Below are 11768 nucleotides of genomic sequence, written 5' to 3' on the forward strand. Positions count from 1 at the left end.
CACAATAATACATCAAGCAGAACAGCATTGTGCAGGATGGTTTTATTTTAAGTAATAATAAACTTTACAATAGTCGAAATTAATTATTCATAACTGATAATCAGTCTTTTAATTTCTTCGACATAAATTATTGCTTACTAACCAAACCACAATTTGACATGCTGAAAAATTACTTAAAACTCTCCGTAGTAGTGGCAGTAATCTGCCTAATTACTCCGGTAAACAAAATTTTTGCCCAAAATCCGATTGTAAAAATTGATTTTGATCAGTCAGGAAGACCTAAAGCAGAAGTAAACGACCCTGATTATACTGCTTGGGTAATCGCTTCTGGCAACACTAGCACCTATACCGAAAATGGAGTTACATTTACCATTACTCGCGTTGGAAACAACGGAGATGCTTTAGGAACCAACTGGTATAAAGCGGGAATTCAGGCTCCTTACTATGCCAGATTGGTCTGTGACGGACTTACAGTAAAAGGCACGACCGCAAATCTAGGTGCTCAAATCGAACTTAAAATAAGCGGTTTAGCTACAGGAGAACATACATTATTAGCTTTCTTCAACAACGTTGACAGCCCTACAACAAGTACCTTCAGTCCAATTGATATTTCTGTTAATGGAAATTTGGTAGTTGATAATCTAATTCCGACCGTAAGAGCTACAAAAACTGCCGATGCAGCATCTAGTTATTTAAAATTTCAAGCTACGACAGGAACCGATGTTGTAATTCTAATCGCCGCAGAAACTTCAGGAACAGAAAGTGTGAAAAACTTCATCTTTAATGGTTTTGAATTAAATACACCTAATATTTCGCATCAAGCAACAAATCCGGATCCGAAACAAAACGACGAACATGTAGAATTAACATCTACTGGAAAATTATTGCAATGGACTGTTGGCTCTGGTGCTGTATCTCATAATATTTATTTTGGAACAGACCAAACAGCTGTTGACAATGCTACAACATCTTCTCCAGAATTCAAAGGAAATCAAGCTCTAGCCAACAATTCTTATCAAGTAAATGGATTATATACAGGCGCAACTTATTATTGGCGTATTGACGAAGTTTTAGCGAACGGAGTTGAAAAGGGAAATATTTGGCGTTTTCGTCCAGCCCAACTCGCTTTCCCTGATGCTGAAGGATATGGCCGTTTTGCACGTGGCGGACGTGGCGGAAAAGTAGTCGCTGTAACTAATCTCAATGACAGCGGCCCTGGAAGTTTTCGCGAAGCTGTTACAAATGATATTGGCCCAAGAACAATTGTTTTTCATACTTCTGGAGTTATTCAATTGCAATCTCGACTTGTTTTAAGCCAGCCTTACGTAACTGTAGCTGGACAAACTGCACCAGGAAAAGGAATCTGTATTCGTTCTGCTCCTTTTGGCGTGACAGGAAATGATGCCGTTGTGCAAAATCTAAGAGTTAGAATTGGCGCTGGGCCTACTTATGACGGAATGGGACTTACGGGAGCTGATAATAGCATCATTGATCATTGCTCTATTAGTTGGACGATTGATGAATCGTTCAGTTCAAGATCTGGGAAAAATATAACTCTTCAAAGAACACTTATTTCTGAAGCTCTAAATGCAGCAAATCACCAAAATTACCCAGCAGGAACAGAACACGGTTATGCTGCCACAATTGGCGGCGATATAGGAAGTTTTCATCATAACCTATTAGCGCATTGTTATGGTAGAAACTGGAGTCTTGGTGGCGGATTAGACGGCAGTGGCGCTTATACAGGACGAATGGATATTACCAATAATGTAGTTTACAACTGGGGAGGAAGAACAACTGACGGAGGAACAAAAGAAGTTAACTTCGTAAACAACTATTACAAACCAGGTGCAGGATCCAAAATATTTGTCGCTTTCAATCAACAAAATGAAGGCATTGGAACAGGAATGCAGCGATGCTATTTTAACGGAAATGTAATGCCTGGGTATTTCGATGAAAGTAATCAGACACTAGGCAGAAAAGCTTCAGGAAACACGGTTCCTTATGACAACTTCGTCAATACACCATTTTTTCCTTCTTATGTAACTACCCAATCTGCAAAAAATGCATATAAAATTGTTCTTTCTGATGTTGGATGCACACAGCCTGAATTTGATGATCATGATCAGCGAATCATCTCAGAAACATTAAACGGAACATATTCTGCAGTTGGAAGCGTAACAGGAAAACCTGGATTCCCTGATAATGAAGCTGATGCTGGAGGTTTTGAAAGTTATCCAACAGAAGTTAGAGATTCAAATTGGGACTCAGATCAGGACGGACTGCCAAATTGGTGGGAAAACATCATTGGAACAAATGCAAACTCTGCAATTGGAGATTTCTCAGACGCTAACGCAGATCCTGATTTAGATGGTTATACTAATCTGGACAAATATTTACAATGGATGTCTTTGCCTCATTACGAATCTCCAAACGGAAACAAAATAGACATCAATATTCAAAAATTATCTAGAGGTTTTACAAATGGAGTTTCTTACGCAATTTCAAATGTAATAAACGGAAACGCAACTCTAAATACTAATGTTGTTGCCTTTACTCCTGCTTCAAACGGATTGTGCTCTTTTGAATTTACTGTAACCGATTCTGAAGGAGGAACTATGAAAAGAAAAGTAAACGTCATTAGCGGACAAAGTTTAACTTTAGGAACAGACGATAGTATTAAAGAAAATAAAAATAATGCTTTTAACGTTTGGCCAATTCCAAGTAAAGGAACTTTCTTTGTACTCATTGAGAGCGAAGAAACAGAAGTTTCAGATTTAAAAATCTATGATGTTTTTGGAAAAGAATTGTTAAAGCAAAAAATTAGAGGAAACACACAAGAGAATATTCAATTACATTCAAAAGGAGTTTTCTTGATTAAAGTCGTAAATCCTCAGACAAAGAAAACACAATATGTGAAGAAAATAATTGTGCAATAGCAACATACAGAAAAGACGGCTTTGAGCCGTCTTTTCTATTTTTTCTGAAAAAAATAAGTATAAATCCATGTCAAAGTGAAAGACGGGATCACATCAGTAAACGGAATAATCTCTTCCAAAAAAGTTAAAACCCCTGCAACCTTACCTACTCTTCCTTTATACATTTTTGCCATAATAATACCAGCAATTGGCGCCCAGATAACATCCGAAAATTCGCCAAGAAGCGGGATCGAGAAAGAAATCATACCAATTCCGTCCAAAACCAATCCAATAAGCAGTTTTGACATTCTATCATCTTCTGCAACTTCTAAATCTTGCATAACACATTCACTTTTAAGTTAATCGAAATTAAAAATAATTCTTCAAAGTAGTTTTACTTATTTATTAAATTTAATTTCCAACATTCCCATATCAATTTATATACCGATTTTAGAAAAGTCACTCCGCTCTTTTTCGAATTTGGATTTTTACATATTGGAATTTGATTTTTAGAATTTGATTTTGACCATAATCTTCGTTTCTTTGTAAAAACAGTTTCACTACATGATACACGCAAAAAACATACATAAATTCTACGACAAACTTGAAGTTTTAAAAGGAGTAGATCTACATATTAAAAAAGGCGAAATTGTTTCTATAGTTGGAGCTTCGGGTGCTGGTAAAACTACTTTATTGCAGATTTTAGGAACTCTTGACAAACCAGACCATAACCCAGATTCATCTCTAACCATCAATGGTAAAAATGTTTTAGAACTGCAAGACATCAAAAACGACAATTCAAATCAGAAAAAAGCCTTCAAAATCATTACTTGGTTAGGAGCCTTTTATTTCATTTTATTGGCAGTATTTGTATTGTTTTTTAGAAGTAAAATAGAAAACAACATTTTCGGTTATGGAACATGGACAATAATACTCATACCTACTCTTTTATTACTTTTTTACTACAATCGTTACTTCAAAAAGAAAAGCAAGCAAGACAAAGTCTTATCTGATTTTAGAAACTTGAATTTAGGTTTCATTTTTCAATTTCATCAGCTATTGCCTGAATTTACAGCTTTAGAAAACGTTTGTATTCCGGCTCACATTGCAGGAAAAAAAACAGCCGAAACGGAAGAAGAAGCAAGAAAACTCCTTTCCTATCTCGGACTTTCACATAGAATCAACCATAAACCTAGCGAACTTTCGGGCGGAGAACAGCAGCGTGTTGCAGTTGCAAGAGCTTTAATCAATAAACCAGATGTAATTTTTGCAGACGAACCTTCGGGAAATCTGGACACACATTCTGCCGAAAACTTGCATCAATTATTTTTTCAGCTTCGAGACGAATTCGGACAAACCTTTGTAATTGTAACCCACAACGAAGAATTGGCTAATATGGCTGATAGAAAATTAGTAATGTCCGACGGACAAATTCTTAATTAATGATCCTAATTGCGATTAGCTGGATTTATATTTTATTTACAACCATTAATTTAGGTTTTGGTTTGGATAAGATACTAAACCTCAATACTAAAAATTTTGTAATTACTTCTATCCTAGGGTTATTTTTAGCGACTATTCTTGCAAGCATTTGGGCTATTTTTGGAAGAATTAATATTGAATTTCATATCGTTTTATTACTTCTGAATGTTTTTTTATTACTAAAATTTTACAATCAGATTATTAATGTTTATAAGTCATTTTTATTAGAATTACAGCAGTTACAAAAAAGCTTACAAATTATCCTAACTGTTATTTCTGTTCTTATTATTTTACAATGTTCTTCAATTCCTTTTGTAATTGATAATGAATCCTATTATATTCAAACTATAAAATGGCTTAACGAATATGGCTTTGTAAAAGGACTTGTAAATCTCCATTTGTTCTATGGGCAGACAAGTGGTTGGCATATTACACAAAGTGTTTTTAGCTTTTCTTTTTTATACAAAAATTTTAATGATTTAAGCGGCTTTTGCTTATTATTAGGAAATGTATTTTCTATTCAAAAACTCAACGAATACAGCAAAAATGACAATAAAAACTATTTACTAGTCGGATTGCTGCCTTTATTCAATATTTTCTTTTTTCAATTCATAAGTGCGCCTTCTCCAGATATTCCCGTTTATGTTTTTTCATTTATTATTTTCTTTTATTTCTTAGAAAATTTTAAAAACACAAATTCTGAAACTTTCAATCTTATTGTAATACTTGTTCTGTTTCTGCTTTATATAAAAAATACGACTTTAACTTTTGCTGTAATCCCAATTATTCTTTTGGGTTATCATTTTCGCCCACTTTCAAAAAAACTGCTAAAACCAGCGATGCTCGCCATTTTTATTGCCGCTCTTTTCATAATAAAAAATATGATTATCTGTGGGTCGCCAATTTTTCCTTCAAAGATTAATTCTTTTACGGCAGATTACGCAATTCCGAATGTAATACAAGATTTTTATTACGATCAGGTTAAGTACTATGGCTTTTTTGTAAGTGCATCACAATACAATAAAATGACTCTTGCCGAATTATTTTTACATTGGCTCTCTATGCCAAAATTGCACGGGTTATTCAATAAAATAAGTGTTTTTCTAATACTGATTGTGCCTTTTTTCATTTCTAAATACCAAAACAAAAAAGCGCTTTGGATTCTTTATTTTGTAATGATCTTACAATTACTCCTATTAGGGTTGACTTCGCCTCAGTATCGATTCTTTATGAACTTTATATTGTTCTTTTCCCTCTTTTGTTTTACATGTATTTTTTATGGCAAAAATACAATCAAATATTTTCTCATCGCATCCCTTTTTCCAACTTGCATTGTACTGTTTTTCTCTGTAAATCTTAATGGATTTTCCAGTCATAAATTCATGCTGAAGATCAGCAATTTTTCTATAAAAAACATTGTTTTTCCGTATCAAAACTCAAAAAGCAGCACTACCTTTGAATCTATTCAGTTAGGAAATCTAAAATATAATTCTCCTGTAAAAAATAATTTTTTCTGGGCAAATGGCAATGGTGACCTTCCTTGCGTTGACAAACAGCAACTGGATTATTTTGAAAAATATTATCATATTATTCCGCAAATGCGCACCAATAATTTAAAAGACGGATTTTACGCCAAAGACCTTACTAAAAATGAATAGTACAGAACTTAAAGAATTTCTAGACGAAAAAGTCATCCAATATAATAATCAGGATTTTATCGAAAGTGATCCTGTTCAGATTCCACATATTTTTACTCAAAAAGAAGATATTGAAATCGCCGGTTTTCTAAGCGCTTCAATTGCTTGGGGAAACCGTAAAATGATTATTAAGAATTCGCATAAAATGATGGAATTAATGGGAAACACACCTTACGATTTCGTTATGTCACATTCCGATGAAGACTTGGCAAGACTAGAAACTTTTGTACACAGAACCTTTAACGGACATGATTTTGCAGGTTTCATAAAAGGTCTAAAACATATCTACGAAAATCACAACGGACTAGAATCTGTTTTTGCTAAAAATCAGGAAAAAGACAGTCTACAGAAAAGCATAAGTGAATTCAAAAAAATATTCTTCGAAACAGATCATTTAGCTCGAACTCAGAAACACATTTCAGATCCGCTAAACAATTCAGCGGCAAAAAGAATTAACATGTATCTGCGATGGATGGTGCGTCAAGATTCAAAAGGAGTCGATTTGGGAATTTGGAAAAGCATTTCACCATCTGTTTTATCCTGTCCTCTTGACGTTCATTCTGGAAATGTTGCTCGAAAACTTGGAATTCTTTCGCGAAAGCAAAATGATGCAAAAGCGCTGCTTGAATTAGATACCAAGTTAAGAGAAATGGATGCCCAAGATCCTGTAAAATACGATTTTGCTTTGTTTGGACTAGGCGTTTTTGAAGGGTTTTAATATTGAAAATTAACCAGTTAGATTAATAAATTATCAGATGATTTTAAGAATTTGATAAACAAACCATGAATTTAACGTACATTTGCACAAAATTTAAAGCAAATGAGCACTTTCGAAAAATTTAATCTTCCAAAATCATTACAAAAAGCAGTTGACGAATTAGGATTTGTTACGCCTACTCCTATTCAAGAAAAATCTTTTTCTGTAATCATGTCTGGTCGTGATATGATGGGAATTGCACAAACCGGAACTGGTAAAACATTTGCTTACTTACTGCCTCTTTTAAAGCTCTACAAATTTACACATACCAATACGCCAAAAATCGTAATCCTTGTGCCAACCCGCGAATTAGTAGTTCAAGTGGTTGAAGAAGTAGAAAAACTGACTACATATATGTCGGTTAAAACTTTAGGTATCTACGGAGGCGTAAACATCAATACACAGAAAAAAGCCGTTTACGAAGGTGTTGACATCTTAGTTGGAACTCCTGGACGTACTATGGACTTAGCTCTTGATGCTGTAGTTCGTTTTGACGAAACACAAAAATTAGTTATTGATGAGTTTGACGAAATGCTGAATTTAGGTTTCAGACCACAGCTAACTTCGCTTTTTGCAATGATGAAAACAAAACGTCAAAATATTCTGTTCTCGGCAACGATGACAGATGAAGTTGATGATCTTTTAAATGATTATTTTGATTTTCCTGAAGAAGTAACATTAGCACCCTCAGGGACTCCTCTTGAGAAAATTACTCAGATTACTTACAATGTTCCGAACTTTAACACAAAAGTAAATCTTTTAAAACACTTACTAGAAACTGACGAAAGTATGAGCCGTATTCTAGTTTTCGTAAACAACAAAAAGATTTCAGATATGCTTTTCAATCGTATTGATGAGATTTTTGACGGACAATTTGGTGTAATTCACTCGAATAAATCTCAAAATTATCGTTTGAGTACAATGGCTGAATTCCAAGAAGGAAATCTTCGTGGTTTAATTACAACCGACGTTATGGCGAGAGGTTTGGATATTTCTAATATTACGCACGTAATCAACTTTGAACTTCCAGAAGAACCAGAGCTTTACATGCACAGAATTGGTCGTACAGGGCGTGCAGACGCAACAGGAACAGCAATCAGTTTTGTTACTCCAAGAGAAGAAGAATTCAAAATAGCAACAGAACTTTTAATGGATCAGGAACTTGAAATTGCTGATTTTCCTGAAGAAGTAGAAATCTCAGAAAAGCTTATTGAAGCTGAAAAAGACAAATTGCCAAGAAAGTTTTTAATGAAAAAACCGAAACTAGAAGGTGACGGCGCTTTTCACGAAAAATCTAAAAAGAACCAAAAAGTCAATCTTGGTGGTCCTTCAAAAACAAAAAAGAAAACACATGGTTCTGTTAACAGAAATATGTTGAAGACGAGAAATGAAAAGAAGAAGAAAAAATAACTTTTTTTTTAGATGCTAAGCTACTAAGTTGCTAAGGTTCTAAGTTTTTTATATAACACTAAAAAAGGGTAAAGATTCAAAGAATCTTTACCCTTTTTTAACCTTAGAAGCTTAGCTTCTCAGCACCTTAGAACCTTTTTTTACTAAATTTTCGTAAACAAGAGCCCAACTGGTGAGCACATCTGGATTCTTCTTCCAGTGTCTGTAATTTTTCCTGTTGCTATGTCTCTCTTAAAAATAACTATATCATTAGTATATTGATGTCCTACTAAAAGATAATTTCCTGTTGGATCAATTGCAAAATCACGTGGACCTTTTCCTAAAGTGCTTTGCTGCTCTACCAATTCTAAAGCTCCTGTTTTAAGAATTTTGTAAACTGAAATAGCATTGGCATCTACACGGTCTGAAACATATAAAAAGTTTCCGTCAGGCGAAAGTTTGATTGCCGCAGCTCCCGTGCCGCCTTTAAAATCTTTTGGAAGGATACTTGTTTCTGCAACTACTTTTAAACTTCCCGTTTTATCCCAACTTAATGTTGTTAAAGTTCCATCCAATTCTTGAACCAAATACACAAATTTCCCGTCTTTACTAAAAGTTAAGTGTCTTGGTCCGCTTCCCGGTTTTACATCAACACTTCCTTTTAAAGTCAGAATTTCATTTTTTGCAGTTGGATTGTATTTGTAAATAAACACTTTATCTAAACCTAAATCATTTGACAATACAAACTTTTTGTCCGGAGAAAACATAACCATGTGCACATGCGCTTTTTCCTGACGCGCTGCATTTGGTCCTTTTCCTTCATGCTGAATCAACTGCTGAGCTTCTGTAATACTTCCGTCTGGATTTTTCTTAAAAACAGCAATACTTCCGCCAGAATAATTGGCAGCAATTACATTTTTATCATCATTTATTAAGTGGCAAGGATCTGCCCCTAAAGCATCATTTTTATTCAAGAGATTGATCTTTCCAGCTTGCGAATCATATGAAAAAGCACTTACTGTACTTTGAGTCCCATTTTCGTTTACGGCATAAATAAATTTATTATCTGCTGAAACCGACAAATAACTCGGACTTACAACATTCTCTGAAGAACCCTTCAATTTATAATCACCTGTCGAAGCATCAAAATCGTACACATAAATTCCGTTGCTTTGACAAGTATTCGTATAAGTTCCAACCAATAAATTGAATTTATTTTGAGCTTTAACAGTAGTTAATGATAAAGCTGAAAATAATACTAGATATATTTTTTTCATAGTTTATTTTTATTTTTTTTGAATTAGCTAAAATAAGCAATAATATCTGCTTGAAGTAACTCCTAAGTTACAAAGAAATTACAAAAGTTACATTTTTTGATATTTTTTTAGAACCGTGTAAGTTCATATAAGTTATGTAAGTCTTTATTTGCTATTTCCTTATAATCTCTATATGAACTTATATGGTTTAAATAATTTTAATTTGTATTTTTGACCTGCATCTTCGCGAAAAACAAAACGTAGTGAAGTAAATCGAAGCCAGAATGCATTTTAAACATCCCGAAATTCTATACTTTCTGTTTTTATTGATCGTTCCAATTTTGGTTCACTTATTTCAATTAAGACGATTTAAAACTTCCTATTTCACCAACGTCCGATTTTTAAAAGAGCTTGCTATTCAGACTCGTAAAAGCTCTAAAATTAAAAAACGTCTTTTATTAGCGACACGTTTACTATTGCTTACCTGCGCCATTATTGCATTTGCACAGCCTTTTTTTGAAGCTGCCGACAGTAAGAACGCTTCAAATGAGATGTATATTGTATTGGATAATTCTTTCAGTATGCAGGCAAAAGGCAAAAAGGGAGAATTACTAAAAAGAGCTGTTCAAGAATTACTTGAAAACACTCCAGAAAACACTCAGTTTTCACTTTTAACCAACACCGAAAACTTTTGGAATACCGATATTAAATCATCTAAGAGCGCTTTACAAAACTTAAAATACAGCGCTTCTCCTTTTGATCTTTCAGCAATTACAGCCAAAATTAAAGCACACAAATCGGCTCATAAAAAAGACATTGTAATTATTACAGATGCTGTTGGTTTAAAAGAAGCAGCTATTAAAACTATAGATTTCGACGAAAAACCATACTTCATCGTTCCTGAAGCAGAACAAAAAAACAATGTTTCAATTGACAGCGTCTACATTAATCAAACTTTAGAAAACTTCTACGAAATTGGCATCAATTTATCAGCTTATGGCGAAGATTTCAAACCTGTTTCAACGGCACTTTACAATCAAAACAAACTGATTGCCAAAACTATTGTCAATTTTGATACGAAGAAAAAGAAAATCAATTTTACTATTCCGAAAGAGGCTTTTCACGGATATGTAGTAATTGAAGACAATGGCCTTACTTACGACAACAAATTATTTTTCAGCATTTCAAAAAACAAAAAAACAAACGTTATCAGTATTGGCGAACCTGAAAAAAGCAATTTCTTATCGAGAATTTATACTTCAGCAGAATTCAATTATAACAACTACTCAATTAGTGCTTTAGATTATAATAGTTTAGAAAAGCAAAATACTATTATTCTAAATGAATTGGTTGATATTCCACAAGCATTACAAACTACTTTAAAAGCTTTTGTTTCTAAAGGAGGAAATCTAGTTGTGATTCCGTCTGAGAAAACTTCTCTTTCAAGTTTAAATGCTTTATTGGGGAATTTTGGAAAAATTCAGTTCGGAAATTTAGAAACCAATAGTAAATTAATCACTAAAATTAATTTCGACCATCCGCTGTTTTCAGGCGTTTTCGAAAACAAAATAACGAATTTCCAATATCCTAAAGTAAATAGTTCATTTGCCGTTTCGAGTTCTTATCCAGCCGTTCTTTCGTTTGAAGATCAGACTGCTTTTGTAACTGCTGTTCAGAATCAGGTTTCTGGAATAACGGTTTTCACAGCACCAATAAATAGTGCAAACTCTAATTTTCAGCAATCGCCTTTAATTGTTCCGTTATTTTATAAAATCGCTCAAAACAATCAAAAAACTGGTATAAATGCTTTGACAATTGGAAATAATCAGCCTTATTTTGTTGACGTTTTATTGACTAAAGATGCTATTTTGGAAGTAAAAGGAATTGACGATTCGTTTATTCCGATTCAGCAGATTTTAAATAATAAAGTCAAATTAACCTTTAATGATTTCCCTGAAACAGCTGGAAATTATAGTGTTTTCGATAAAAAAGAATGGGTTGAAAACATCAGTTTTAATTACAAAAGAACCGAAAGTGATTTGAGTCAAGTAAACACAAATGCAGTTTCTGATTTCAAAACAGCCGATACCATTTCAACTATTTTTAATACACTACAAACAGAACGAACTGACAGCCAAATTTGGAAATGGTTTGTTATCTTTGCACTGTTATTTTTAGCATTAGAAATGGCAATTATAAAATTTGTGAAATAGAATTTGCGCTTCTTTTAAAGGCATTTTACTTTTTACAAAAATCATTTTACGACAAA

General features: G+C 33.5%; 7 protein-coding genes and 2 pseudogenes. 7 read left to right on the forward strand and 2 right to left on the reverse strand.

The window, feature by feature from the left end:
- Positions 1-158: 158 nt before the first annotated feature.
- Positions 159-2939 (forward strand): T9SS type A sorting domain-containing protein, encoded by a 2781-nt coding sequence (locus tag AC5ZCW_RS16355; protein ID WP_496120855.1) that lies wholly within the window; start codon positions 159-161, stop codon positions 2937-2939.
- Positions 2940-2974: 35 nt separating this feature from the next.
- On the opposite strand, the gene AC5ZCW_RS16360 is transcribed toward AC5ZCW_RS16355, so the two are convergent.
- A complete protein-coding gene (locus tag AC5ZCW_RS16360) occupies positions 2975-3259 on the reverse strand; it encodes a hypothetical protein (RefSeq protein ID WP_343542058.1) in 285 nt (94 codons plus the stop codon).
- 223 nt (positions 3260-3482) lie between these two features.
- Here AC5ZCW_RS16360 and AC5ZCW_RS16365 point away from each other — a divergent pair.
- The 5 genes and pseudogenes from AC5ZCW_RS16365 to AC5ZCW_RS16385 form a co-directional block, all read left to right on the forward strand.
- Positions 3483-3695: pseudogene (locus tag AC5ZCW_RS16365) on the forward strand (ATP-binding cassette domain-containing protein); the annotation flags it as partial.
- Positions 3696-3914: 219 nt separating this feature from the next.
- Positions 3915-4361, forward strand: a pseudogene (locus AC5ZCW_RS16370) (ABC transporter ATP-binding protein); the annotation flags it as partial.
- Positions 4361-6058, forward strand: coding sequence for an LIC_10190 family membrane protein (locus tag AC5ZCW_RS16375; RefSeq protein ID WP_496120856.1), 1698 nt, complete (start codon positions 4361-4363; stop codon positions 6056-6058). The pseudogene AC5ZCW_RS16370 and the gene AC5ZCW_RS16375, both read left to right, overlap by 1 nt.
- Complete coding sequence (locus AC5ZCW_RS16380) at positions 6051-6815, forward strand: TIGR02757 family protein (RefSeq protein ID WP_496120857.1); 765 nt, start codon at positions 6051-6053, stop codon at positions 6813-6815. The genes AC5ZCW_RS16375 and AC5ZCW_RS16380 overlap by 8 nt, the downstream gene beginning before the upstream one ends.
- A gap of 102 nt (positions 6816-6917) precedes the next feature.
- A complete protein-coding gene (locus tag AC5ZCW_RS16385; protein WP_496120858.1) occupies positions 6918-8264 on the forward strand; it encodes a DEAD/DEAH box helicase in 1347 nt (448 codons plus the stop codon).
- A gap of 143 nt (positions 8265-8407) precedes the next feature.
- Here the strand turns inward: AC5ZCW_RS16385 and AC5ZCW_RS16390 are convergent, their stop codons facing one another.
- The gene (locus tag AC5ZCW_RS16390; protein WP_496120859.1) at positions 8408-9520 is read right to left on the reverse strand and encodes a lactonase family protein; all 1113 of its coding nucleotides are present in this window, start codon (positions 9518-9520) and stop codon (positions 8408-8410) included.
- Between the two features lie 263 nt (positions 9521-9783).
- Between AC5ZCW_RS16390 and AC5ZCW_RS16395 the strand changes: the two genes are divergently transcribed.
- A complete protein-coding gene (locus tag AC5ZCW_RS16395; protein ID WP_496120860.1) occupies positions 9784-11712 on the forward strand; it encodes a BatA domain-containing protein in 1929 nt (642 codons plus the stop codon).
- Positions 11713-11768 lie beyond the last annotated feature (56 nt).

The organism is Flavobacterium sp. PLA-DH12, from assembly GCF_059511845.1.

What these genes read in the sequence shown, in the direction of transcription:
- AC5ZCW_RS16375 (WP_496120856.1), top strand. Translation starts at nt 4,361, where the DNA reads ATGATCCTAATTGCGATTAGCTGGATTTATATTTTATTTACAACCATT.
- AC5ZCW_RS16390 (WP_496120859.1), bottom strand. Translation starts at nt 9,520, where the DNA reads ATGAAAAAAATATATCTAGTATTATTTTCAGCTTTATCATTAACTACT.
- AC5ZCW_RS16385 (WP_496120858.1), top strand. Translation starts at nt 6,918, where the DNA reads ATGAGCACTTTCGAAAAATTTAATCTTCCAAAATCATTACAAAAAGCA.
- AC5ZCW_RS16380 (WP_496120857.1), top strand. Translation starts at nt 6,051, where the DNA reads ATGAATAGTACAGAACTTAAAGAATTTCTAGACGAAAAAGTCATCCAA.
- AC5ZCW_RS16355 (WP_496120855.1), top strand. Translation starts at nt 159, where the DNA reads ATGCTGAAAAATTACTTAAAACTCTCCGTAGTAGTGGCAGTAATCTGC.
- AC5ZCW_RS16360 (WP_343542058.1), bottom strand. Translation starts at nt 3,259, where the DNA reads ATGCAAGATTTAGAAGTTGCAGAAGATGATAGAATGTCAAAACTGCTT.
- AC5ZCW_RS16395 (WP_496120860.1), top strand. Translation starts at nt 9,784, where the DNA reads ATGCATTTTAAACATCCCGAAATTCTATACTTTCTGTTTTTATTGATC.